The organism is Nitrosovibrio sp. Nv4 (assembly GCF_900215485.1).
Lineage (GTDB): Bacteria > Pseudomonadota > Gammaproteobacteria > Burkholderiales > Nitrosomonadaceae > Nitrosospira.
Genome location: NZ_OCMZ01000002.1, coordinates 1245888 through 1272148, shown reverse-complemented (window position 1 = coordinate 1272148; position 26261 = coordinate 1245888). Strand labels below are relative to the sequence as shown.

Here is a 26261-nt window from a genome sequence, read left to right as displayed (position 1 = left end):
ATGGCTTTTACTGCCCCGCCAGTATTGGCAAGTAGCGCACCATCAATACGCCGTTGATTGCCGCAATCTCGTCTATCGTTTTTTGTGGTACCGGGCTATCGACGTCGACCAGCGTGTAGGCCATCTCACCCCGGGATTTATTACCCATGTTGTGAATATTAAGACCTGCTTTAGCCATGCCGGTGGAAATCTGTCCCAGCATGTTGGGTACATTGGCGTTGGCAACCGCCAGCCGGTAGGGGGATCCGCGTTCCATTGTTATGTTGGGGAAATTGACCGCATTGATGATATTGCCGTGCTCCAGATAATCTATCATCTGGTTCGCAACCATTACTGCACAATTTTCTTCCGCTTCCAGCGTCGAAGCGCCCAGGTGCGGCAGCGTGATCACGGCCTCATGATGCTGCAATAGCTGGCTGGGAAAATCGCAAACGTAATATCTTATTTTGCCGGACTCGATTCCCTCAAGTACCGCATTTTCGTCGACTATGCCATCGCGGGAAAAATTGAGCAGGATCGTGCCGTTTTTCATATTCCGCACGAGCTCATGATTAATCAGATGGCGAGTCGTGTCCAGCAGCGGCACATGCAACGTTACAAACTCACTGTTACGCAGGAGATCTTCGATGCTTTCGGCTCGTTTAACTTCCGAAGATAGATTCCAGGCCGCATCTACCGTTATATTCGGGTCGTAGCCCATCACTTTCATGCCAAGCCGCAGGGCTGCATCCGCTACGAGTCGTCCGACAGCACCCAAGCCTATGATGCCGAGAGTGCGTCCCGGCAATTCAATTCCGGCGAATTGCTTCTTGCTTTCTTCGGCCAGTTTGTGCAACGTCGCGTTGTCCCCCTGCAAACCGTCGGTGAAGCGAATCGCGGGAATCAGATTGCGCGATGCCATCAGCAACCCGGCCAGCACCAGTTCTTTCACCGCATTGGCGTTTGCACCGGGGGTGTTGAAAACAGGCACGCCACGGACATTCATCTCTTTCACCGGGACGTTATTTGTGCCTGCACCCGCCCGGCCTATCGCTTTTACGCTGGCCGGAATATCCATTTGCAGCATGTTGTGCGAACGTACCAGGATTGCATCCGGCTCGGATATATCGCTGCCGACCTTGTAATGACCGATATCGAAAAGCTTCAGCCCGAGCGGGGAAATCTGGTTGAGTGTGAGTATCCGGAAAACTTTATGTGCGCGTTCAGGCATGATTGCTCGCAAATTCTTTCATGAATTCCACCAGGACCCTTACCCCTTCAAGGGGCATGGCGTTGTATATCGAAGCCCGCATTCCTCCAACTGAACGATGCCCCTTCAACTGGATCAGTCCGCGTGTCTGCGCCTGTTTCAGAAACTCTTCGTCGAGGCTTTTATCCTTTAAGGTGAACGGTATATTCATGCGCGAACGGTCACGCCTGGCTACGGGACAGTGATAAAAATCGGTGGTATCCAGAAAGCCGTACAACAGGTTGGCCTTAGCAATGTTGGTTTTCTCCATCGCCTCCAGTCCACCTCTTTTTTTCAGCCACTCCAGCACCAGGCCGGTAATATACATCGCATAGGTCGGCGGGGTGTTATACATGGAGTCGTTATCGGCGTGAATTTTGTAGTCGAACATGGTCGGGGTGCCGGGCACGGTTGTACCCAGCAAATCCTCACGCACGATGACGATGCACAATCCGGCGGGCCCCACGTTTTTCTGCGTTCCCGCATAAATCAACCCGAACCGGGACACGTCCAGCGGGCGTGACATAAAGCTGGAGGACATGTCCGCGACCAGCGGCATAACATTCGCCTGCGGCAGGGCCGGCGTCCAATTGAACTCCACGCCACCGATAGTCTCATTGGGTGTGTAGTGCAGATAAGCGGCGTCGGGATCGATATTCCATGTGTCCTGCGTCGGCGCGTAAGTGAAGTTCGCATCCTCGGAGGAAGCGGCGACATTGACGGTGCAATATCTCTTCGCTTCCTTGATGGCTTTTTTGGACCACTCGCCCGTATTGATGTAGTTGGCGCTTTTCTTGCCACGCAGCAGATTCATCGGCACCATGGCAAACTGACTGGAAGCGCCGCCTGACAGAAAGAGCACTTTATAGTTTGCGGGAACGCCCGCCAATTCACGCAAATCCGCTTCTGTCCTGGCGGCAATGGACATGAATTCCTTGCCGCGATGGCTCATTTCCATAACCGACATGCCGCTGCCATGCCAGTCGAGCATCTCATCACGCGCCTGTTGCAGCACCTCCGCAGGCAATACCGCCGGGCCTGCGCTAAAGTTATATATATGTTCCATTAAAGTTCCTTATCTCTACGGGACGCTTTTGCCTGTAAAAGCCAAAAATTGCCATGACCTGCATGGCCCGCTTTCCAGATTCTCAGCCTATCTTTCCTATCTTCTCTTGCAAATGCTTCCTGCGCCCGAAAAAATTCGTACTTTCAAAAAATGGTTTCTTACACATCAAAGTGTATCCGGGCCAAAATTCCGGTTAACGTTTTTGTTTCCCGGTAAATGAGCTTACCCGCAACTTCGGATTTTTAGAAGTGCCCTGAGTCCAAATCCTATTCCTCGTCGGTCTCAACCACTCTTTCCAGTCCGGCGAGTTTCTCACCCTCATCCAGGTTAATCAACGTTACACCCTGAGTAACGCGGCTCATCTCGCGAACTTCCTTGACGCGAGTGCGGATCAGCACGCCGCCAGTGGTGATGAGCATGATTTCATCATCCTCCCTGACAAGCTTTGCCGCAACGACTTTTCCGTTCCGCTGACTGGTCTTGATTGCAATCATGCCTTGGCTGCCGCGACCATGGCGGGTGTATTCGCCTATCGGCGTGCGTTTACCATAGCCGTTTTCCGTTGCGGTCAGGACCGCCAGTTCCTCACTCTCTGCCACCAGCAGCGAAATGACTTTCTGATTCTTGCCCAACTTCATCCCACGTACTCCGCGCGCACCCCGGCCCATCGGCCGCACGTCGTTCTCATCGAAACGCACTGCTTTTCCACCGTCTGAGAAGAGCATTACATCATGCTTGCCTTCCGTTAGTGCGACACCGATCAGAAAATCGTCTTCGTCCAGGCCCACCGCGATAATGCCGCTGGCGCGAGGGCGGGAAAACTCCGAAAGTGGTGTTTTCTTCACTGTACCGAAGGAGGTCGCCATAAATATATAGCGATTCTCGTCGAACACCTTTACAGGAAGAACAGCATTGATCTTTTCGCCTTGCTCAAGTTGCACCAGGTTGACGATGGGTTTGCCGCGCGACGCCCGGCCGCCCTGCGGCACTGAATACACCTTGATCCAGTAGACCCGTCCCCGGCTGGAAAAGCAGAGGATGTAATCATGAGTATTGGCGATGAACAGATTATCAATGAAATCATCTTCTTTAGTGCCGGTCGCCTGCTTGCCACGTCCACCCCGTTTTTGCGCCCGGTAGTCGTCCAACGGTTGCGATTTGATATAGCCGCTATGCGATAGCGTCACGACCACATCCGCAGATGCGATCAGATCCTCCATACTCAAGTCCTGAGTATTAATGACGATTTCGCTGCGCCGTTTATCACCAAATTGTTGCTGGATAGCAAGAAGCTCCCCGGTGATGACGGCTGTGATACGTTCCGGCTTGGAAAGGACGTCGATAAGATCGGCAATCTTTTCCATTATCTCCTTATACTCGCCAACGATCTTGTCCTGCTCCAGCCCGGTTAGCCGTTGCAAACGCAATTCCAGAATGGCCTGTGCCTGCGCATCGGACAGGCGGTATCCTTCCTGCGACAAGCCGAATTCGGGCGCTAATCCGTCAGGACGGAATGCCTTCGCGTCTACTGAGGCGCGAGCAAGCATTTCCTCCACCAGGGTGGAATGCCATACCCTGGACATCAGGGCATCTTTCGCGACCGCGGGGGTCGGCGCCGCCTTGATCAACGCGATCACTTCGTCCACGTTTGATAGCGCCACCGCGAGGCCCTCTAGCAGATGGCCGCGTTCTCGCGCTTTTTTCAGTTCGAACACGGTGCGCCGCGTCACCACTTCGCGGCGGTGACGCAGGAAGGCGTCCAGCATTTGCTTCAAATTCAGCAGCCGCGGCTGACCATCCAGCAGGGCAACCATGTTCATGCCGAAGGTGTCCTGCATCTGTGTTTCTTTATACAGGTTGTTCAGCACCACTTCCGGCACCTCTGCGCGCCGGAGTTCAATGACCACACGCATGCCGGATTTATCCGATTCATCGCGCAAATCGGAAATGCCCTCAATTTTCTTGTCCCGTACCAATTCTCCGATGCGGACCAGTAAATTGGCCTTGTTCACCTGATAGGGCAGCTCGTCGATAATGATGCTCTGGCGGCTGCCCCCCTTTTCCATATCCTCAAAGTGGGTTCGTGCGCGCATGACCACGCGGCCGCGCCCCGTGCGGTAACCTTCTTTTACGCCAGCGACGCCATAGATGATGCCGGCGGTCGGAAAATCCGGCGCGGGAATGATTTCGATCAATTCTTCAATACCGATTTCAGGGTCTTTCAGCAGTGCGAGACAGGCGTCCACCACTTCGTTCAGATTATGCGGCGGAATATTGGTCGCCATGCCGACCGCGATGCCGGAAGAGCCATTGATAAGCAGATTGGGAATTTTTGCAGGCAGAATCAGCGGTTCTCTTTCCGATCCGTCGTAGTTCGGGCCGAAATCCACCGTTTCCTTGTCGAGATCCGCCAATAGCTCATGCGCGATGCGCGACATCCGGATCTCGGTATACCGCATTGCCGCCGCATTATCGCCGTCTACCGAACCGAAGTTTCCCTGGCCGTCCACGAGCATGTAACGCAGCGAAAAGTTCTGGGCCATGCGCACGATAGTGTCATATACCGCGGTATCGCCGTGCGGATGATATTTACCGATCACGTCGCCGACGATACGCGCAGATTTTTTATAGGGCCGATTCCAGTCGTTGGACAGTTCGTGCATGGCGAATAGCGCGCGGCGGTGCACCGGTTTCAAACCATCCCGGACATCCGGCAATGCCCGCCCGACAATTACGCTCATGGCGTAATCAAGGTAGGAGCGGCGCATCTCCTCTTCGAGGCTGATGGGCAGAGTTTCTTTAGCGAATTGATCCATTACCAATTTTCAGTTGAGACAACGAGTTATAGTATGTATTCTGTCCCGGATGCCGTCTCGGATAGCCATACGTAAAGCCTTTGATTTTAGCATGCCGGACGTGTTGAAGTCACCCGCGCATTCGGGTTTTCATGCCGTATGCAACAACATGTTTGACAAGAACAGATATATAAATAGATAATCGATACGGGGATATGCAATAATGAGCCATAGCCAAGTAGAATAGCTGCGCTTGTTATTTGCATGACTAAAGGGATGATTTGATTTTGAATTGAAGTTTTTCTGAAAAAAGGGGCAATAGCATGAAAAATTCAGTAGCGAAAAAACTCTTGCTTGGGGCGGTTGTCTTGCCGGTGCTGTTTTCAGGAGCGGCCATGGCTGAGGAAAGACCCGAAGCATACGCGGCGGATAGCCGTGGCGAGGTTGCCAGAGACTCCTCCGGCGACTGTTGGCGCACAGGGTATTGGACACCCGCCATGGCAACTTACGAATGCGATCCTGAACTGATGCCAAAACCTGAAAAAACAGTCGAAGCACCTGCTGAACCTGCTCCTGCTCCTGCTCCTGTTTACACCGAACCTGAAAAAATATCGCTCTCCGCCGACCAGTTATTCGATTTCGATAAGGCTGTCCTGAAACCTGAGGGGAAACAGGCTCTGGATGACCTTGTAGCCAAACTTGGGGATGTCAAATACGACACCGTAGTTGCAATCGGTTACGCCGACCGTCTCGGTGCCGATGACTACAACAAGAAGCTTTCCATGCGTCGCGCTGAATCTGTCAAGGCCTATCTGGTTAAGGAAAAAGGGATACCGGCAGACAAGGTCTTCACCGATGGTAAAGGCGAAGCCAATCCCGTGACCGGCGATTCGTGCAAAGGCAACAAGAAAACCAAGGCATTGATCGCTTGCCTGCAACCTGACCGCCGCGTTGAAGTCGAAGTAGCCGGCACGAAGGCAACAGTACAGTAATTCTTTTAAACACAAAAATTCAAACCCTGCCGCGCGCAGGGTTTTTTTTTGCTAAGCTTTCCAATAAATGGTCTATCCCGAAAAAATCGATACATTGCTGGAGGCGCGCTGGGTTATTCCGGTGGAACCCGCCGGGGTAGTGTTGCGCGATCATGCCATTGCAATTGACCGGGGCAAGATCCGGGCAATAGTGCCTAGTGCTGAGGCGCAAATGCAATTCTCGCCTCAAGAGCGTATCGTTCTTGGCAACCACGCGCTGATGCCGGGCCTGGTCAATCTCCATACGCATGCGGCGATGTCGTTAATGCGCGGAATTGCGGACGATCTGCCGTTGATGGAGTGGCTCAACAATCATATCTGGCCTGCGGAAACCCGGCATGTCGATTCCGGTTTCGTTTTCGATGGAACCCGGCTTGCCTGCGCAGAGATGCTGAGAGGCGGGATCACCTGCTTTAACGACATGTATTTTTTCCCAGAAGCCTCGGTGAGGGCAGCGGTTGCATCCGGCATGCGTGCCAGCATCGGCATGATCGCAATTGATTTCCCCACCGCTTACGCCAGCGATGCTGACGATTATTTGGCAAAAGGTCTGGCCCTGCGCGACGATTATAACCAGCACCCACTGCTATCGTTCTGTTTCGCACCCCATGCGCCTTATACGGTGAGCGACAGGGTGTTTGGCAGCATTCTCACTTATGCCGAGCAGCTTGATCTTCCTGTTCATATTCACCTGCATGAAACCGAGGACGAAATCAGGAATAGCCTGAAAAGTCATGGCGTGCGTCCGATAGAACGCCTGCACAAGCTCGGCCTGCTCGGCCCGAATCTGATCGCGGTACACATGGTCCATCTGAACAGTGATGAAATCGGGCTCATGGCGCAGCAGGGCTGTACCGTGGCAAATTGCCCTTCTTCCAACCTCAAACTCGCAAATGGGCTGGCGCCTGTGGCAACGCTGCTAGGCGCAGGGGTTAACGTCGGTCTCGGGACGGACGGCGCCGCCAGCAATAATCGCATTGATATGTTCGAGGAAATGCGGTTTACGGCACTGCTTGCAAAAGCGCAAAGTGGCAAAGCGGATATGTTGCCAGCCTGGCAGGTATTGCAAATGGCGACGCTCAACGGCGCCCAGGCGCTGGGTTTGGGCGCGGTTACCGGCTCACTGGTGGCGGGCAAAGCCGCTGACATCACCGCTGTGGATTTTTCCAGCCTGGAACTCGCGCCCTGTTATGACCCACTTTCGCATCTCGTCTACGTCGCGGGGCGCGAACATGTGAGCCATGTGTGGGTAAATGGTAAACTTCTGCTTAATGACGGAGAATTGACCACGCTGGACGAGCAGGAATTATTGCTCAGGGCAGAATTCTGGCGGGAACGAATGACAACCGGGCCTCAAAATATTGAGTAAAACAATGGAAAGTAAAAATGTAAACGTCGATCCGCTGGAACTGGATAAATTCAGCCAGCTTGCGCACCGCTGGTGGGACCCCAACAGTGAATTCAAGCCGTTGCATGAAATCAATCCGTTAAGGCTGAATTATATTGACCGCTTTGCCCAGCTGGCAGGCAAGACCGTACTGGATGTCGGCTGCGGCGGCGGCATCCTGTCGGAAAGCATGGCCGAGCGCGGTGCAGAGGTCACTGGCATCGATCTTGGCGACAAAGCCCTGAAAGTTGCTAAATTGCATTTGCTGGAAAGCGGCAAGCGAGTGAATTACCGCAAGATTGCAGTGGAAGAACTCGCCATCGAGCAGCCTCATCATTACGATGTGGTCACCTGCATGGAAATGCTGGAGCACGTGCCAAATCCCGCGAGCACCGTAAAGGCTTGCGCTCAACTTGCCAAGCCTGGCGGCTGGGTTTTTTTCTCAACCATCAACCGCAACCCCAAATCGTATCTGTTTGCCGTCATAGGCGCGGAATACGTGCTGAATCTGCTGCCGCGCGGCACGCACGATTACGCAAAATTCATCAAGCCATCGGAACTCGCGCGCATGGCGCGTGCCGCAGGACTGGATGTGGAAGAGATCACTGGCATGACGTACAACCCCATCACTAAAGTCTACGCGCTGGAAGCGGATTCGGACGTCAACTACATCATGGTATTTCGTGCCTGAATCGTGAAGTCAGCCAATTTGCTCTAAACCACCTACACCACCTACACCACCTACACTACCTGCAATCGCCTGCAACGCCGTGCTGCCTACGCCTACTCGAATCCAAGGCCCGTTCGCGTCTCACCCAACGAGATATTCGATAGCTCATCCATGATCAAAGCCGTTCTCTTCGATCTTGACGGCACTCTCGCCGACACTGCGCCCGATCTGGGCTACGCCCTCAACCGTCAGCGCATCACACGCGGCCTCTCAGCCCTGCCGATAGAGCTCATTCGTATCGAAGCCTCAGCCGGCGCACGCGGCCTGCTGGGTCTAGGGTTCAATATCAAACCCGGCGATCAGGATTACGACGCAATGCGTGCCGAATTTCTCGATTTTTACGCCGAACGGCTGTGCCAGGAAACATGTCTGTTTCAAGGCGTGGCGGAACTGCTCGATCAGCTCGATGCTCGCGGCCTTCCCTGGGGAATCGTGACCAACAAACCCGCGCGTTTCTCCATACCCTTGATGCAGGAGCTGCGCTTGAGCAACCGTGCCGCATGCCTCGTCAGCGGGGGTGATACAACTCATTCCAAGCCCCATCCAGAGCCGCTGCTGACCGCGAGCAAAGCACTGGATGTAGCGCCGGACGATTGCATCTACCTGGGCGACGACCTGCGCGACGTGCAGGCCAGTCTGGCTGCCGGCATGGAGCCCGTTATTGCCAGATACGGTTATCTCGGGAACGTAGGGGCTCCTGAAGCCTGGGGTGCAAGGTACCTGATAGATCAGCCGCAGGAACTGCTTGGTTACCTGTAGTTACCTGTTGGTTTCTGTTATAGTGAACCTGTGGCTGGATGCTTGAAAGAGGGAATTGAACTCTTCCGTCTAATTCACATCTAATCTTTACTTACAGAATGCCGGGGGCGACCTGGCTTCGACGTGGGTTGCAAAGCAAAGCAGGGCATACCGAGGACCAGTTACCTCGTAAATACATCTGGAAACCAATAGTCGCAAACGACGAACGTTACGCTCTAGCCGCTTAATCCGGCTGGACTCCGCACCGATGGGCCTCAACGTCGGGTCTGACAACAGACAGCGGAGCCATTAACGAGGATCGCGCTCGGTAGGGTCACTTTACAGAGCGCTAAAAAATAGGTGACTCGCCTGTCATCAGTCCGCCAGTTGACGGATTCCAGGTTAAATTAAATAACATGGCTAAGTATGTAGAACTGCCTGTAGAGGACTTGCGGACGCGGGTTCGATTCCCGCCGCCTCCACCAATTAAAAAGCCACCCTAAGGGTGGCTTTTTAATTGGTGAGCCCTGCATGACACGAAATGCGAGCTTGTTGGCCCGAGCTGAGACCTTTCTAATTCCATTTTGGCTACGATCAATCGTGTCTGACCCTATTATCCCTTAAAGGTCAGCAATGCGTCTTTATCCTTATTTGTAGTAGTTTCGATTTGATCCGACAAACAATGTCAGATTCGAACTGCCGCCAAGTGCCGGGAAGCGGCCCTCGGGCGCGAAAACGAATAAGCCACAAGGGGCGCGTCTGCCCCTTTGTGGCTCGGCATCAAACTCTGCTTAAGCAGTCTTGCGGCGGCGCGCGATAAAGCCCAGCAAACCCAGACCGGCCAGCAGCATGGCATAGGTTTCGGGTTCGGGGATTTGGCCAACGGCGGCGACCTGCCCCAGGTTATTGATCCCCGTCGCGGTGATTAGAACATTTTCGCCCGGCAGACTCACCAACGAGTTTAAGTCGGTCATGCCCACGCCATTGGGGCCGGTGATAAAGGCGTGCTGATCACCTGCGGCTGTGCTGGAGTACCCCACCACCTGCCCGGCGTCGTTGATGCCAAGGGCGGCACTGTCACTTCCACCCAACGTCCCGAGATCGGTCATGCCCACGCCATTGGGGCCGGTGATAAAGGCATGGGCAGTAGGACCTGTCGTGGAGTACCCCACCACCTGCCCGGCGTCGTTGATGCCAAGGGCGACACTGCCACTTCCACCCAGCGCCCCGAGATCGGTCATGCCCACGCCATTGGGGCCGGTGATAAAGGCGTGCTGATCACCTGCGGCCGTGTCGGAGACCCCCACCACCCGCCCGGCGTCGTTGATGCCAAAGGCCTGACTGGAACCTCCACCACCCAGCGTCCCGAGAGTCCCGAGATCGGTCATGCCCACGCCATTGGGGCCGGTGATAAAGGCGTGCCGAGCAGTACCTGCGGCGTTGATGGAGTCCCCCACCACCCGCCCGGCGTCATTGATGCCATAGGCGAGACTGTCACCTCCACCACCCAACGTCCCGAGATCGGTCATGCCCACGCCATTGGGGCCGGTGATAAAGGCATGGTAAGGACCTGCGGCCGTGGTGAAGTACCCCACCACCTGCCCGGCGTCGTTGATGCCAAGGGCGACACTGCCACTTCCACCCAGCGCCCCGAGATCGGTCATGCCCACGCCATTGGGGCCGGTGATAAAGGCATGGCGAGCACCTGCGGCCGTGTCGGACCACCCCACCACCTGCCCGGCGTCGTTGATGCCAGAGGCGTAACTATTACTTCCACCCAACGTCCCGAGATCGGTCAGTGATTTGCCATTGGAGTCTACGATGAATGCATGTTCCTGTGCGAAGACAGGGGAAACAAAACCAAGCCCTATACTCAGGGCTGCGGCCAGAATCAAGCTTTGGATTGTAGAGCTATGCGTAATTTTCATGATTTTCTCTCCAGTAAGGGAGAATTTTTAAAGATTCGGGGCTTCTGCTGAGTTGTGAAAAGCGTGCCGACAGCGCGGTCCCCTGCGTCAAAGATGACTGCCCGGCTACCATTTCTCACAACTTATCTTAGATCAATTAAGGGAAAAGTATATGAGCCGAGCGGCCTAGAGAAATATTCAAATGTTGTGTACGGCGGCATGATCAGGCGGCGATTCGTTGATGATTTTCTGCTTTCGTTATGATCCCGTTTTTGAACTGAATGCCAGCAATAACCTTGGCGATTAATTCAGATCCTCGCAGAAGCAGCCAGCGGTGTTCAGCGCTCTTCACCAGTTTAAATACCATGGATAAAATACTTGTCCGCGAGACGCAGCCCCGGGTTTTGGCGGTTCGCAGCCGCACTGTGGCAAATTTTGATTCAATCGGGTTGGTGGTACGAAGATGAATCCAGTGCTCCGCCGGAAAGTCATAAAAGGTCAGCAATGCGTCTTTATCCTTATTCAGGCACTCAGCCGCCTTCGGGTATTTCGGCTGGTAAGTTTGTACGAACAGATCGAAGGCCAAGCGTGCATTCTCCCGTGTGTCCGCCATCCAGATCTGCTGCAAATCCGATTTGGCTTTGGGTTGCAAATGCTTGGGCAGTTTGTTCAATACGTTGGCGGTCTTATGCACCCAGCAGCGCTGTACACGGGTTTTGCCAAACACTTGCGGCAGCGCTTTCCAGAAACCCAATGCCCCATCGCCGACGGCAAGCTTGGGATCGATTGTGAGACCGCGGCTTCTCAAGTCCAGCAATACTTCTTTCCACGATTGCTCCGATTCCCGAAAACCGTCCGCCAAAACGACTAATTCCTTCTTGCCCTCAGCCGTGGCACCTATGATTACCAGGATGCATTGATTCGCTTCCTCATGCCGCACGCCGAAATGAATGCCGTCCACCCACCAATACACATATTGCTTGTTGCGCGTGCTCATCTTGCCAGACTGCTTTTAAGCGGCTGATCGTGGCTGCGGCCAATCCCGGCGCATCCCGTCCCAGGAGGGATGCCAGGGCTTCAAAAAAATTGCCAGTCGAGATGCCTTTCAAGTACAACCACGGCAGCAATTCCTCAATGGTCTTGGTGCGCCGCAAATACGGCGGCAGGATCGCGGAGGTAAACCGAATCCTGCTTGCCCGATCCCGCACCCGCGGCGCTTTGATGCCAACCTCGCCTAGCCCCGTCTGGATCGTCCGCTCCGGCAAGTATCCATTGCGTACCATGCGCGCGCGCCCCGCTTGATCCACATCGAAACGATAGCGTTCGAGAAATTCTGCAACCACCGCTTCGATCGCTCGCGCCAGCATCTGCTGCGCTCCGTCGCGCAGCACTTGCGTCAATCCATCCGACACTTCGCTCACAATCCCTGGATTTCTTAATGCTAAAACGTTATCTTTACTCATGGCGTATTCCTCCTTCTTTTGAAGTTGATGATCTTGGTCGACCATCAAGAATACGCCACCCTCTCAACCCTCGTCATACACAAGTTTCGAGCATAGCTCATGTAACGTTTCCGGTGATTGGCGGTTATCTTTTCTATGAGGATGGTTCCCGTGGGGTGAGAAAGACAAAAACAAAGAACAGTAAAAGGAAATTAAAGTCGTCGAAAAGCACACAAACTAAGGCGGTAGCGAATAGGGAATGCAGTAACTTTTACAGTAACTTGGAATAGATAAATTACATAACATAGTATTAATAAGGGTTTGACTGATCTATTCAATTGACGCCGCCCCCCACCAATTAAAAAGCCACCCCTGCGGGTGGCTTTTTAATTGGTGGATCCCCTATGAGACGGGATACGGACTTGTTGGTCGGTGCGAGTTGAGACCTTTCTAATCTCCACTATGGTTACGATCAATCGTGTCTGGCCCCATTTCTTCTCTTCGGCTTTCCTGCTATGGCGCGAACCATACTTGATGAAGTGCTGGGTTTTCGTCCCTATTTTATCGAACACCAACTAGCTCACTCGGTTAGAGACCCGAATGGCCGCGCCTATAATCGCACGGCGCATCTACCTGAACGCCGCAAGATGATGCAATACTGGGCAGACCACCTGGATAAGCTGAGAGCCGGTGCGGAGATTATCCCCTTGAGTGGCGTGGCCTAGCGCAAACCATGAGCGAAGATAACGCCCCTAATCTTTTTTCAGCTGAACAAGACCTTTGGGCGCTTCGCAAGCCCACCTTGGGACAGCTGGAAATCGGCTAAGCAGGCGAGACTCTGGCATGCTGTTGCACTGCTTGCGATCTTGATCCGGGTAACTTCCAGCTTTTTGATAAGCCTCAACCCGCGAGGTTGTTTAAGGAGCGTCCACGTCAATTTGACGACTTGCTTGTTATGGCTAAAGGCAGCATTGGAGCTAACGGTGTTCTGAAACTGGTTTCCCGTAGCGAGGAAGGGCTGGAAGAGAGCGAAGTCAAGCTTTCAAACTTCGCCACTTGGCTCAAAAGCATACAGCACAAACCTCTCGCACAATTCTTCTGGCAGTCCGAACCCATTACCCTCAGCAACATGGATTGGCCATGGGGGAGGCACGAAACGGATTTACTGCGAAAAGCTGGCTGCCGCTGCCCGGCGCTCCTGTTACCGTACCACCGTTACCGGATATATTCGAACCGATTTCATTTTGCGGTAATGGGGAATACCCTGTGAATTGAACGTTACGCGTATCTTACGCGAATTGTTACTGCTGTTACCGATTAGCTGGGTAACTTTCGGACGGCAGGCAGTTTTCGATACAAGCCACCATGCAATCTTCCCAAAAGCAGACATTCACAGTTTTATAATCACCGGCTTGCGAGGCTTTTCGCTCAGGTCCGGTTTTGCAAACATCCGGGTTCAAGGCGTTCTACCGCCTCGAATCCCTTCGTTTTTTTAAACGACATATTATGGATAAAGTTACTCATACAGTCAGATGAATCAATATTATCCATGTTGAGCGATTGCAGTGTATTACGTGATACACAAGCAGATAGAATCGGAGCTTCTTCTAGATGCCCTGTTTTGCTATTCAGTAATTTATCAACCGCTGTTACAAAAACCATTTCATCAGGGAGAATGGAAAACAGTTCGTTTGCTACTCTAAGAACACAGCTACACACATAATCTTGATAAATTTCGTTAAATTGACTTTTTGGCATTTGCTTCACGGATAGATGGCCACTCTTTAACAAGCTTTTTACCTCATTTGGGATAACCTCAACCCCGTAAATATTGATTGTAGTTTCTATCATTGAGTTCTCTGCAATTTTAAATGACAAGCTCGATCCTAGTGTCGAAATCTCGGAAAAAGGGTCTAGTTTCTCAATTGCCGTCAGTTTTGACTTTATGTCATTATTAAGGATTCCACGAGCCAATTGAGCGTCTTTACTCCAATCGCTATACTCTCTTTCCCAATTCTCAATTTTGTTTATATTTTCAGATTCGTCATCTTCGATAGCCTTTGATATCTCATCCGCTAATTTCTTTCGCTTTTTATCTTCTCTTTTAAAAAGTTTATCTGTAAATCCAGGTTGGTAATTAGCCGCAATGGCTTTTGTTCTTGCTTCACGTTCCCTGAGATTTTTTGGTTTTTCCGGTTCTGGGGCAGACGCCATTGCTTTCCAATCCACCAGTGTGCCACACTCCTTGTGTACTGATTGGATTACATCAATATGATTTTGATATACATCTACTTCATATGCGGCTTGTTCTAGTTCTTGCATTTTTTCGTATTGTTTACGTTGCTGTTCGAGTCCACGTTGGCGACGTTTTGCATCCCTTTCTGCCGCTCGGTATGCAACACCAATAGAGCGAACTGTACCTTTCCATCCCATTTAAATAACCCCTTTACTATGAGTAGCTAACAGATCAGACGGGTCTACTGATCCGTACCATTGAAAATAGTGAAGCATGCAGATTCAAGATAACTAGTTGATTCATTGATGACCTCATAATTTGCCTCTCAGCTTACGCATCTGTAAAGCCTTAGAAACAATAAGGAAAATATATCGACAGAAAGCGCTACCCACAGATAACGTTGTTTTCTCCCATACTTAAGCTGTCGTCAACAAATGCTTCCCGTATTCTCTGGATCCAAATTATTGACTTCCAAAAACCGCCTTCCATTCAACTCTTCCGTTGGAAATGAGCGTGTCTATCCAATGCCAAGGCGAATATAGTCGTCCACCGTAGTCTCGGTCCTGCTTGCTAACTAGCCTCAACCGTATTGACACTGGAGGGTTCACACCATTGCGCTGACGTACCGATTTTTAGCTTGAGATCGTTGCAAATCCATGTCCTGATTGCGATCTATAGTTGACTTTATTGCCCTGCAACACCTGAAGCCGCCACTTTGGTACGTACGAGAATGTTATCTTTCTCAACGATTCCTCCGGTGGCCATCAAGCGATCAATTCCTGCCGCTATTACCCCAAGAAGCTGTGCGCTAGTGGCAGAGTACCCAAATGCTCGGGAAACCGCTTGAATCAACTCATTCCGACCTGCACCAAAGTTGTCGTCGATAATGCGCAACAAAGCTTCGTCTATCTCGACAGGCGGGAGTATCTCAGGTTTACGTAACGTAGGAGACGTAACTATGGAACGATCACGGATAGTGATGGGTTTACCGGGAAAATTGTAAAAATCTTTTCCCTCAATTAGCCCACGTTTGGCAGCGACTTCGGCCGCGCGCGCGACGACCGCCCGTATACGTGCCCCCGCCCGGCCGAGTCCCCAAAGAATTCGAATCCTTGACGTGATCTCATTAAGATGGATTGGGCCTTCAACTTCCACAATCTTAACAACATATGTTGCCATATCCGCCAAAGGAGTTTCGTGTGGGTCGTACTGTTGGTTTACCGGGAAGTTGGCCTCGACATAGAAATGGCGCTCCAGTGCAGAGGAATCGATCGTGTCATTGTCCACTACGGCGGTAACCACTTCTGTGTCATCAATTCTCTCTCCTTCAAAGGTAAGCGGTACAGCGCGCGCCGGTCGGGTGCTTTCCTCGTCGCGATCCCGCCAAACAGATTTTGCTCGGTCGATCGCCTCCTCGATTTTCTTCATCTCTCGTTGCGGCCGCAGGAACCAGTCGGCGCTCCACACGCGGTGGATGATCCATCCATGTGCCTCAAGAACTTGTTGACGTAGTCGATCACGATCACGTGCTGATCGTGATGAATGAAACTGTGCACCATCGCACTCTATGCCAAGGATAAAGCGCCCCGGCCGTTCTGGATCAGATACGGCCAAGTCGACGCGAAAGCCTGAAGCCCCGATCTGACGTTTTACATCGTGGTCAAGAGATTGTAGACGCTCACATACCTGAATCTCAAACTCGCTATCGAAATCCTTTCCCGTTGGTTCGCCCAATCCAAAATTGCCCGTTTCAGCGAAAGTCAGAAACAGTTTGAGTGCTGCTACACCGCGAGCTCGCGTTCTTTCCAAATCGATATCTGAACCGGTAAAATTACAGAATACCTCGCACCTCAGCTTGGCGCGAGAGATCAGAACGTTCAATCGTCGCTCCCCGCCCTCCCCACTAAGTGGACCGAATGCATGAGCCAGATAGCCTTGTTCCGTCTTACCATATCCGATGGAGATGAGGATGACATCACGTTCGTCGCCTTGGATGTTCTCCAGATTTTTTACAAAAAATGGCTCGGTGGAAGCCGCACTGAAAAACTCTTCCACCTCTGGATTGGCCCGTCTTAGCAGTTCAAGTTCTTTCAGCACAGCTTGCCGTTGAGCCACAGAGAAAGTCGCGACGCCGAGACTTTGATTCGGGCACGCCCGCGCGTGGCGGATCACGGATTCCGCGATTGCCTTGGCTTCCCTAGGATTAGTTCGGGATTCACCCCGGCCGTAAGGCGCATCCTTCAAGAGATTGAACTTCAGCCCCATTCCAGCAACAGCGTCGTAGGGGCTTGGAACAATGAAGAGCTTGTTTTCGTAAAATTCCCGGTTTGAAACCGCAATAAGCGATTGATGCCTGGATCGATAATGCCAACTCAGCATCCGATATGGCACACCCTTGGCAAGGCAGAGTTCGAGAATACTCTCCGCATCCTTGGCCTGGATTGTGACGCCATCCTCGACCTCTTCTGGATCTTGCTCTCCCGTCAACTTTTTAAAAAACGCGGTTGGAGGTAATTGGTGTTCGTCACCGACGATAATTATCTGGCTAGTTCGGGCGATGGCGCCCAACGCATCTACGGGCTCAATCTGGCTAGCCTCATCCATGACAAGGAGGTCGAACGTAGGGCCACCGGGTTTTAGAAACTGGGCTACGGACAGTGGGCTCATCATAAAGACGGGCTTCAATTGCTGAATGGCAGCCCCAGCCTTCTCGAGGAGTAGGCGAATAGGCAGATGGCCACGTTTTTTAGCGATTTCTGCGTTCAGGACGCCAAGAGGACCAATGCCCGCAGCTCCGCGTGGCCGTCCCTTAGCATGTTCGGCCACGATTTGTTCTTGGGCTAGTTCAATGCGCTCGCGATCCAACTGGCGAAAAAGCATTACCAAGTTGTTGTGTCCTTCCCCATCGAACGCCTTCAGTTCAGGCCAAGCATCGAACAGTGCAATCCTTATGATTTCTGCATAGCTCCGGTCAAATACACTAACCGCATTATCGTGTTTCAGAACTCCGTCATGGATGGCATCTACCAGTGGCTTGCATCCGAGTCCAGCAAGATATCTGCCACGTGCAGCGAAGGTGATGAAATGGCTCAGTCCTTCCATATCGTTACGCCAGTCAGTTAGGTGGTTTGCTAACTCGTCAAGCGGAATGTCGTCTGAGCTGTTGACACCGAAAGCAGGCTTCATGTCAAGATCAAGACACGTAACCAAATCATCAAAATGGGCCTTCAATGTTGGTAAAGTAGACGAGAGGATCGTTCCGGCATACTCAATCTCGTCTATGTTGGCAACTTCAGCCAATCGGTTCCAGATAAAACTTGGCAGATGATCATTCGCGGCCCGCCACATGAGAATTCGATTTAACACATCCCAATTGGAGCGTTCATCCTTCCACACATTACCGAAGGCTTGCCCTGTCGCTTGCGTTTGCGTAAATCCGGTCTTTGCTGCCTGTGCGGAAATGATCTTGTCAACGAGGAACAATCGCTCGCTTTGTCCCTTCGGAAGCGGAGCTTTCAGGTATGAGCGTAACAAGGATATCTGCGCACGGTAGCTGCTATCCAGAAACCGGAATAAGCCCGTGCCCTTTGTGACGATTGCTCTGCGTATGGAAGTATAATCGGCAGTGCGGCCAGCGTCATTGAAGAGTTCCTCAGCCTCTTTCCAAGCAGTAGAGTAGGAGCGCCCTGTCGCAACAAGAGCTTTAAGGCCTTGTACATCATGTTCTTTCCAGGCGGGAGATACTAGGGCAGAGCGATCCAGGTCTGGCGGAAAGGGGATCGCTGCAAGGAACGTTAAAGCTGATTTTAGATCGTCCCAAGTGCGAAGCTCTGGGCAATTCAAATGCTTCACAGCAGCTGCGGCATGAGTTCTTACTTCTTGTAAAACACCAGCCAATTCTTCGATCTTTCGGGATAACGCTGTCCGTTCCACTGGATCTAGCGGACCACGTCGAACGCCGCGCCAGATGTGCTGTGGAACATGGCCTATACCACGCCACCTTTCGACAATATCTTTTACCACCGCCCTCCGGTGCGCTACACTCTCCCAAGTCCAGACATCCGCACCATCAAATTTGAGTGGAAGATCATCTTGCTGCAGCACGCGAGATAGACGGCCGAGAATAGCATGTGGCGAGAGGCCACAAGGTTGCAACGGGCTGTGGAGCCGGCTTGCAAAATCGTTTAAGGTGGCGCCTGTGTCGCTAAGTTTCTGAATGATTGTAAAGTCGCTACGTGATGATCTAGGCTGAGCGTCGCGGGTACGCTTGAGCTCCTCCAAGACGGATCGCTTGTTCACCTTGTTCGAGTGAAGCTCTAGTGTGAGTGGACCAAGTCCTACCTGACGGAGCCGTCTATGTACCACCTCCAGCGCAGCCATTTTCTCGGCGACGAACAATATCTTCTTTCCATTTGCGACAGAGGCAGCAATAATATTTGTGATTGTTTGCGACTTTCCGGTACCCGGAGGCCCTTTAATGACCAACGTTCGTCCTCGGGCTGCCTCAGCAATTGCTACGGTCTGAGAGCTGTCAGCGTCCACGACATGATGGAGTTCGATGGGAAGGATGACGTCATCGATCCTGGCGGTCTCGTTAACAAGAGGAGCGCTTTCCGGAAACCCATCCCGTAAAAGTGCGGAGATCATTGGATGAGTATCGATTCCACTCTCTTCCGGCCAATTGTCCGGATCAAGGTCACGATACATAAGAAATTTCGAGAATGAGAAAAAACCGAGAACCATGGCATCGGGCAAAACTTCCCACCGCTTTTGATTCGAAACAGTCTCCGCTACCTGAGTGCAATAGGTCGCCAGATCAACTTCGTCCTCGTCCTTGAAATCTTCTATCAATAATCCAAATTCGATCTTCATCTTTGCCTGAAGAGTCAGGTTTGGGGATGGCGGCTCCTCTCTCCATCTGAGCTTGAACCTGTCTGCAACGCTGCTACGCTCCAGCTTGACTGGAAGCAGAACGAGCGGGGCGTTTTTTCCCACATCAGAGCTATCGCTATCGAACCAGCGTAATAGACCGATGGCAAGATAAAGAATATTGACGCCTTGTTCCTGTTCAAGCATCTGTGCGTCATACCAGACATCGAAGAGCCGCTTCTGGAGGCCTCCAGATGTGAGACGGGTCTGCAGGCGGAGATCAGTGTGGCGCGAGGCCACACCTTGCCCATTAACTTCTTCCTCGTCAGGCTGCGGAATGCCCCCGGTAACGTCATCCTCGGGATCCAAAGCAGCACGCTCCTCCTCACTTAATTGAACACCCGGTAAAAAGCTGAGGGTTTTACCTGATGTGAGGAGCCGGAATACTTCTGAAGCTTTTTCATCGACGATCTCAAGGGCACGATTGTTGCGCGTTCGAAGGGGCGTGTTAAGCAAACGATTACGCGACGAAAGATCGAGCAGCGCATGTCGCTCCTTCAGCAAACGATCTCTGATAGATATGATCGCGTTACTCTCGGCCCTTTCTTCCTTAAATGAAATATTATTTCCCATTGTCAGCAGCTCTTTTCCTGAAGTATTAAGAAGATGACTTACCGGAATCCCCAGCTATTTGTTCTAATGCAAGATGATCTACGGAGTACGCGCATTTTCCCCTTGCTCTTTTATTCTAATTTTTGTTTAGGTATCGAGCTTATTTATGTACGAAAATCAAAGTTTTCGGGTGGGGTTGGTAGACTATTTTATCTAACTCAACAGTATTAGCTACTGTCCTGAGGTACACCGGAGTGTCAAAGTGGTTATTTAATCTAGTTATTGAGAGGTAGGTCGGAAGGCGTATGTCAGGAGCAAATCCCTTAAAATGAAAATAGAAAGGCGTATTAATAGGATTGCAATTGCATTTCGGGCAAAGAGAACAGAAAAGCCATCATGACAAAGATCATCATTAATGTAATCCTGAGCTAACCCGGCTTTTCCGGAGCACGTGTGATCATAGTCGAAGCCGTCCAATCACGCTGGGGGTATTTTTGAGGGTATTTACCGGGAATCGGACCATATATTTTCGGCTAACATTAAGCACTGACGCGGTCGTGTTGGGTTCTGGTTCGATTCCCGCCGCCCACCAATTAAAAAGCCACCCCAGCGGGTGGCTTTTTAATTGGATCTCGTATTAATCTGAAATGCGACGAACTTGTTCGGTCCGGGTTGAAACCTTTCTAACTTCCCCTTGGTTTTTAGAACTCCTGATGAGGTATCCTTCGGGGTGTCGGTGAGCTAGACCAAGCAACCACTAGTTGCATTTTGACTTGAATCAGCGCCATGTTGATGATTTTTAAAGAGGAAGAATTTAATGAGTTCTAAATATATTGTATTGATTATTGCCCTTAGTGCCGCTTTGATTAGTTGTGGTGGCGCGGTTCCTGAAGTAAATTCCACGAATTGTTCTGGCATAGGAATGCAGGCGGTACTTCCAACTTTCGAAAACGAAGCTGAGCGGCAAGCATTTGTTGATAAATGCCAATCTGTAGCAGAAAAATAAAGCTCGCGACAAGCTGTCGAGCCGAGTACAGTTGTTATCACCGGACAAGAATTGATCAAATTCTGAGTTGTTTACCGGTCGATGACTGATCATGGCATAGAACAGATCGTGAGTTGCTTTTGTTTGGCTTATTCTGATTGATGCATACGTCGCATTGAATGCTAATGAAATCGTAATTGAAACTTCTAACTGTATTGACGATGTCGCATAACAAAACAGTTCCACAGGTCAAGGGCGATTTTTTGCTGGGCAATTTACTCCAAATGATTGCGAATCCGTTTCAAGCCCTTTGTTGACTGGCAGCGAGGTTATGGGTGACTTGGTCAGCTTCAGATTAGTTACACACCAATTTTATCTATTCGGTCATCCGAAGCTGATTTACCGTGACTAGCTGAACCGCTCGCGCAGGTTCTTCACGGCATTGGGCTCGCCGCGAACCCGAAAGAAGGCGCCCTCACTGTTTGAGTACTCCCCCAGCACCTGGCAGCTTGCGTAAATTTCCCCGCGCAGTTGCTGTGCCGACCAGGGAAGAAAAAGCTCGGCCTCAACCAGATTTTGCTGGAAAAACGCGACGATCGTCTGGCGGAGCTTCGCGATTTCGTCAGGGCGGCGTGCACTCATCACGACGCAATTCGGGTACTGTGTTCGCAATGCCTCTTCGCGTTCAGCTTGCGCTGCTGCATCGCCGACGTGGTCGATCTTGTTGAATACGCGGATACGTGGCACGACATTCGCACCGATCTCCTCAAGCACTCCCTCGGTGACCTCGAGCTGACGCTCAAAACCGGGATCGCTTGCATCGATGACGTGCAGCAGCAGGGATGCATCAAGCGCTTCGTCTAGTGTTGACTTGAACGAAGCGACCAGTCCGTGTGGCAAATTTTTTATGAAACCGACCGTATCACTGACGAGCACGCGTGGCACGCTCTCCGGTTGAAGGGCACGCACTGTGGTATCAAGCGTAGCAAAAAGTTTATTCGCGACCAGCACTTCGCTTCCCGTGAGAGCCCGCATCAAGGTGGACTTGCCGGCGTTTGTATAGCCGACGAGCGCCACGCTGGCGAGTCCTTGGCGCTCTTGCCGCCGCGCACGCTGCGTCTTGCGCTCGGCATCCATCGCGACGATTTCCTGTTGAAGTTCGGCGATGCGATCACGGATCTTGCGTCGGTCCAATTCAGTGTGCGACTCGCCGCCGCCCCGGCCACCGACGCCGCTGCGCTGCCGCCCTTGCGGCCCCGCAAGCTTCGCCGCCTCGCGCAGGCGTGGCGCCATGTACCCGAGGCGCGCGATCTCCACTTGGGCGCGCGCAGCGCGAGAGCGGGCATTGCGATGAAAAATTTCGAGGATGACCATAGTGCGGTCCATTACCTCGCAGCCGACCTCTTTTTCAAGGTTGCGCGCCTGCGATGGTGAGATTTCGTGGTCGATCAGGATGGTATCGATATCCCGGCTGTCAGGGTTAGCGGCTGTTTCCTCGAACCCTGCGGGCTCCTTGTTCACGAAGCTGCGTAGTTCCTGCCGCTTGCCGGCACCCAAGTATGCCGTCATGTCAAAGCCAGAGCGCTTCTGCACGAACGTGCGGACGACTTCATACCCCAGTGTTTTTGCGAGTTCGCGCAGCTCGCTCAGCGACGCCTCGAACTCGCTATCGCTCACGCTCGGCAGTTGTACGGCCGCCACGACGGCGTACCTGGATTTCTCTTCAGCTTCTCTTTGCATTAGGGGATTGCTTATCTTGAGTGGGCGAATTCAGATAGTACCTGCAAATGTAATAGCACCTGCTAATCGCTATAATCTGGAGTATGGAAGGGATCAGGAAAAATGCTTGACGAGATTCTTCTTGCATTCAATCTGACGCCGCATTTTGCCTATTTTAACTTCGATTATCGACGCAGGATCGCCAACCAACGCGCCATATTGAGGAGTGTCATCAGGGAAGCGACAACATAAGTCCATGCCGCGGCGTTGAGCAATCGTCGGGCATGCGGCATGATTGCCTTTGGGCTGACCGCCCAGGCGAACCGGTTTTATCGAGAGTGAGCCGATTTTCCATACTATGAATAAAGGGGCACTCGCCACACCCCGCACTCTTGTGCCCCACCTTCTGTATTGATATTGAGGCGGATTTGCACGGGGTGAACTGGGAATGGACACTGCTGTACTGCCGGCGACGGGAAACGGAGAAGGCACAAAAAAAGCTCGGAGGCGGCTGTCGTTGTGTTGAGCTGTCCACAACCGGTCAATTAAAATAATAAAAATAGAGTGAATGGCTTCATGACCAAAAGACTATTGCCTTGGATGGTGACACGCTCGTGGAAATGATCCTTCTTATCGGCATTCAGGCTTCCGGCAAAACTACTTTTTACCTCGAACGTTTTTTTGAAACCCATGTTCGCATCAGTATGGATCTATTGCGAACACGCAATCGCGAAAGCGTTTTCATGCAGACCTGTCTGGCAACGCAGCAGCGCTTTGTTATTGACAATACCAACCCGACTCGCGCAGACCGTGCACGTTATATTGAACCGGCACGAAACGCTCGGTATCGCGTGATCGGTTATTTCTTCGAGCCCGACCCGAAAGCCTCGTATGAGCGCAACCAAGGCCGGAGCCAAAAGCACCGCGTTCCCTCTCCGGGTCTTTTCGGCACGTTGAAGCACTTGGAGCGGCCTAGTATCGAGGAAGGCTTCGACCAGCTATTCCTCGTACATGCAGATAAAGGCAGATTTGAAATCATGCCGATGTAAAAAGGGACGCCGTCCTGGGTAATAGTTCAGGAGAAAATGCCCACCCGCACGATGCCGTCGTTGCCGATAGTGCCGCGGAACATGCCTCTGGTGTTGAAACGCATTGCATAATTGCCTTTTGCATCCAGCACGATCAAGCCGCCATCACCGCCGATGCCTGCGATTTCCGCCAGCGTATTATCCGCCGCCTCGGTAAGCGGAATGTGCTGCAACCGTACCTGCGCCGCCGTGTTGAACGCAGCTACTGTGCGGATGAATATTTCTCCCGTGCCAGTCGCGGATACCGCAACCGAACGATTGTCCGCGTAGGTTCCGGCGCCGATGACGGGCGAATCTCCTACGCGCCCGAAGCGCTTGTTCGTAAGCCCGCCAGTCGATGTGCCGGCGGCGAGATTGCCGTGACGGTCCAGCGCCACGGCACCCACCGTTCCGCGCTTTTCATCCGCGTCAGGCTGCGGCGTATCGGGAAGCACGTCATGGTCCTGCAGCAGATGTTCTTCGGCAATGGCTTTTTGCAACTGATTCCACCGGAATTGGGTATAGAAATAAGATGAATCAACGATCTCCAGGCCCTTCTCGGCGGCAAAGGCATCAGCGCCCTGGCCCATCAGCATCACATGCGCGCTATTAGTCATCACGGCGTGCGCAGCGCGGATGGGGTTGCGTATTGTCGTAACCGCGGCAACAGAACCTGCCATGAGTGTGGAACCATCCATAATAGATGCGTCCAATTCAATGCGGCCGGCATTACTGAACACCGCCCCCTTGCCCGCATTGAATAAAGGCGAATCTTCCATGACCACGATCGCTGCAATCACGGCGTCAATGCTGCTGCCGCCCGCTTCAAGCACCGTATGGCCGGCAGTCAACGATTGCGCAAGCACTTGCGTATAAGCCTGTTCGAGTTCCGCTGTCAGTTTGCTGCGCGTGATAGTACCGGCGCCACCGTGAATCACCAGTCGGATCGGTGAAGTATCCACCCCAGCGGTGTTTGTTCGTGCTATCACGTGTTACAAAATCTAAGGGTAAGGAAAGTTATTATCGGAGTTTCTTCGGGAGGGTTTGTAAATGTGCGCAAACCTGGATGGTAGCGTTGGACATTTACCTATAACCGATAGAATCAGCGTATGGCTTCTAACTGTTCAAGATGTGGGCACCTCAAGTATTTCCTGATTATAAATCTCATAAGCGGAGTCTAATCTGATCAAAAGGCGAGGAAACGGATTTGGCTGGGGTAACAGACCAAGCTTGGCCGATCATATCATGACAAGCCAAACTAAAATCCTCACGTGAAACATCAGGAATGTTAATGTTTAGCGGACGGCAGCTGGCATTCGATGCCATTCTCTACGCTCTTCATGAAGGCGTTGGCTGCATGGCCCGTAATGTCAATCCTCTGCGTCCGATTTTCAGGGGTCAGGCCGAACCCGCCCCGTTCCGTTTCTGTTCCGTTGCGGGTGCATTGCAACCTGAGCAGATATGCCAGCCCCGTGCAGATCCACTGGTGGTAGCGTTTGGCGCGCTTATCGTCTGAGGTGTGTGTGACCGCGTAGGCGTCGTTGAGTCCTTCCAAGGCGCAGGCCACCTCCACCGACACCTGCTGAGTCGGGTTGCCCTCGACGTTTTCGTAGAAGCCTTGCTCAATGATCTGGTCGTGCATGCGGCAGACGTAGTCCGCGACTTCCTGCTTGATTCCAGCGCTCTGAGTGCATTCGAACAAGAGGCGGCAGGCCTGGGATTGCCAGTTGGCGAAGAAGACAAGCACGTCCTCCGCTACACGAGCGCGCCGGAAGTACTGCACATCATAATGGGAGAAGCCGCGTTCCGCGCTATGCAGGTACCGGGTGTTCTGTAACTGCCGGTAGGTTTCCAGAAGAGCGAGCATGGCCTCGCCGGCGTACAGTTCCTCTCCGTGGTCCGGCAGGTCGTGGAAGTACACCTTGTAGGAGCCGTCTGGCCTCTGCTGCTGGAGTATCCCCTCGGCGAGGGCAGCGATCTGCCGGGTCCTGCGGGGCGGCGAGGCGTGCAGCAGGGCCAGGATCATAAAGGCACTGTGGGCGATGGACGAAGGCTCCTCCAGGCGGCGGGGGTCGAGGATCAGGTACCCGTCGCGTTCCACGAGGTAATCCCCGTAGTGCCGCAACGACTTCTCGACCAGTGGTCGAAGCTCGTGCCTTTTCAGGAAATCGCTGAGCATTTGCACGTCCCACACGGAAGCGATATCCCGGATGGGGGATTTCTCGCGGATGAATTCGTCGTCCCGGGGAATGTAGAGGTACTCGAGCATCCCGGTATCTGGGTTGACCATGCCCTTGTACCATCGGTAGACGAGCTCCAAACGCTGCGTCAGCAACTCTGCTGTTTTCATGGTTTTATCTCTCCAGTCATCCAACCCGAATTTCGCCTGTGGGCCTCACGTTGAACGCCAGAAGTTCCGAATCGCCCGTTGCCCACCGGATCACCGATT

The 26261-nt window shown here is 52.4% G+C and carries 18 protein-coding genes, 1 other RNA gene and 1 pseudogene; 9 read left to right on the top strand and 11 right to left on the bottom strand.

Translation table 11 applies throughout. The features are described from left to right. Window positions 1-7 precede the first annotated feature (7 nt). The 3 genes from CRO05_RS14120 to gyrA form a co-directional block, all read right to left on the bottom strand. Entirely contained in the window at window positions 8-1210 is a 1203-nt protein-coding gene (locus CRO05_RS14120; protein ID WP_097067747.1) for a phosphoglycerate dehydrogenase, read from the bottom strand. Then, entirely contained in the window at window positions 1203-2294 is a 1092-nt protein-coding gene (gene serC, locus CRO05_RS14115) for a 3-phosphoserine/phosphohydroxythreonine transaminase (RefSeq protein WP_097067746.1), read from the bottom strand. The genes CRO05_RS14120 and serC overlap by 8 nt, the downstream gene beginning before the upstream one ends. A 266-nt stretch (window positions 2295-2560) precedes the next feature. Further along, entirely contained in the window at window positions 2561-5110 is a 2550-nt protein-coding gene (gene gyrA / locus CRO05_RS14110; RefSeq protein ID WP_097067745.1) for a DNA gyrase subunit A, read from the bottom strand. A 302-nt stretch (window positions 5111-5412) separates the two neighbouring features. Between gyrA and CRO05_RS14105 the strand changes: the two genes are divergently transcribed. The 5 genes from CRO05_RS14105 to ssrA all read left to right on the top strand — a co-directional run bounded on the left by CRO05_RS14105 (window position 5413) and on the right by ssrA (window position 9460). Next, the gene (locus CRO05_RS14105) at window positions 5413-6081 is read left to right on the top strand and encodes an OmpA family protein (protein WP_097067744.1); all 669 of its coding nucleotides are present in this window, start codon (window positions 5413-5415) and stop codon (window positions 6079-6081) included. 67 nt (window positions 6082-6148) lie between these two features. Then, window positions 6149-7489, top strand: a complete 1341-nt coding sequence (locus tag CRO05_RS14100; protein ID WP_097067743.1) for a TRZ/ATZ family hydrolase — start codon at window positions 6149-6151, stop codon at window positions 7487-7489. 4 nt (window positions 7490-7493) lie between these two features. Then, a complete protein-coding gene (ubiG, locus tag CRO05_RS14095; protein ID WP_097067742.1) occupies window positions 7494-8198 on the top strand; it encodes a bifunctional 2-polyprenyl-6-hydroxyphenol methylase/3-demethylubiquinol 3-O-methyltransferase UbiG in 705 nt (234 codons plus the stop codon). 150 nt (window positions 8199-8348) lie between these two features. Further along, complete coding sequence (locus CRO05_RS14090) at window positions 8349-8996, top strand: HAD-IA family hydrolase (protein WP_097067741.1); 648 nt, start codon at window positions 8349-8351, stop codon at window positions 8994-8996. 103 nt (window positions 8997-9099) lie between these two features. Further along, window positions 9100-9460: a transfer-messenger RNA gene (gene ssrA, locus CRO05_RS14085) on the top strand. Window positions 9461-9766: 306 nt separating this feature from the next. Here ssrA and CRO05_RS15945 read toward each other — a convergent pair. Next, complete coding sequence (locus tag CRO05_RS15945) at window positions 9767-10903, bottom strand: PEP-CTERM sorting domain-containing protein (protein ID WP_097067740.1); 1137 nt, start codon at window positions 10901-10903, stop codon at window positions 9767-9769. A gap of 202 nt (window positions 10904-11105) precedes the next feature. After that, window positions 11106-12345 (bottom strand): annotated as a pseudogene (locus CRO05_RS14075) (IS256 family transposase). Between the two features lie 494 nt (window positions 12346-12839). Here CRO05_RS14075 and CRO05_RS14070 point away from each other — a divergent pair. Both CRO05_RS14070 and CRO05_RS14065 read left to right on the top strand, forming a co-directional pair. Beyond that, window positions 12840-13049 (top strand): hypothetical protein, encoded by a 210-nt coding sequence (locus CRO05_RS14070; protein WP_339389733.1) that lies wholly within the window; start codon window positions 12840-12842, stop codon window positions 13047-13049. 230 nt (window positions 13050-13279) lie between these two features. Continuing rightward, a complete protein-coding gene (locus CRO05_RS14065; RefSeq protein WP_097067739.1) occupies window positions 13280-13594 on the top strand; it encodes a hypothetical protein in 315 nt (104 codons plus the stop codon). A 158-nt stretch (window positions 13595-13752) separates the two neighbouring features. Here the strand turns inward: CRO05_RS14065 and CRO05_RS14060 are convergent, their stop codons facing one another. Both CRO05_RS14060 and CRO05_RS14055 read right to left on the bottom strand, forming a co-directional pair. Beyond that, on the bottom strand, window positions 13753-14757 hold the full coding sequence (locus CRO05_RS14060; protein WP_097067738.1) for a hypothetical protein: 1005 nt from the start codon (window positions 14755-14757) through the stop codon (window positions 13753-13755). A 487-nt stretch (window positions 14758-15244) separates the two neighbouring features. After that, window positions 15245-20062: a DUF3320 domain-containing protein gene (locus CRO05_RS14055; RefSeq protein ID WP_097067737.1), complete on the bottom strand. Its 4818-nt coding sequence runs from the start codon at window positions 20060-20062 to the stop codon at window positions 15245-15247. Between the two features lie 796 nt (window positions 20063-20858). On the opposite strand from CRO05_RS14055, the gene trbK reads away from it, so the two are divergent. Then, window positions 20859-21047 carry an entry exclusion lipoprotein TrbK gene (gene trbK, locus CRO05_RS14050; protein WP_097067736.1) on the top strand — a complete coding sequence of 63 codons (189 nt, stop codon included), beginning with the start codon at window positions 20859-20861 and terminating at the stop codon, window positions 21045-21047. A gap of 387 nt (window positions 21048-21434) precedes the next feature. On the opposite strand, the gene hflX is transcribed toward trbK, so the two are convergent. After that, window positions 21435-22766, bottom strand: a complete 1332-nt coding sequence (gene hflX / locus CRO05_RS14045) for a GTPase HflX (protein WP_097067735.1) — start codon at window positions 22764-22766, stop codon at window positions 21435-21437. Window positions 22767-22930: 164 nt separating this feature from the next. Further along, the gene (locus CRO05_RS14040) at window positions 22931-23038 is read right to left on the bottom strand and encodes a zinc metallopeptidase (RefSeq protein WP_235001454.1); all 108 of its coding nucleotides are present in this window, start codon (window positions 23036-23038) and stop codon (window positions 22931-22933) included. 327 nt (window positions 23039-23365) lie between these two features. On the opposite strand from CRO05_RS14040, the gene CRO05_RS14035 reads away from it, so the two are divergent. Continuing rightward, window positions 23366-23794 carry an AAA family ATPase gene (locus tag CRO05_RS14035; protein WP_235001481.1) on the top strand — a complete coding sequence of 143 codons (429 nt, stop codon included), beginning with the start codon at window positions 23366-23368 and terminating at the stop codon, window positions 23792-23794. 26 nt (window positions 23795-23820) lie between these two features. Here the strand turns inward: CRO05_RS14035 and CRO05_RS14030 are convergent, their stop codons facing one another. Further along, on the bottom strand, window positions 23821-24801 hold the full coding sequence (locus CRO05_RS14030) for an isoaspartyl peptidase/L-asparaginase family protein (RefSeq protein ID WP_235001453.1): 981 nt from the start codon (window positions 24799-24801) through the stop codon (window positions 23821-23823). A 299-nt stretch (window positions 24802-25100) separates the two neighbouring features. Then, on the bottom strand, window positions 25101-26162 hold the full coding sequence (locus tag CRO05_RS14025) for a hypothetical protein (protein WP_097067733.1): 1062 nt from the start codon (window positions 26160-26162) through the stop codon (window positions 25101-25103). Window positions 26163-26261: the final 99 nt, after the last annotated feature.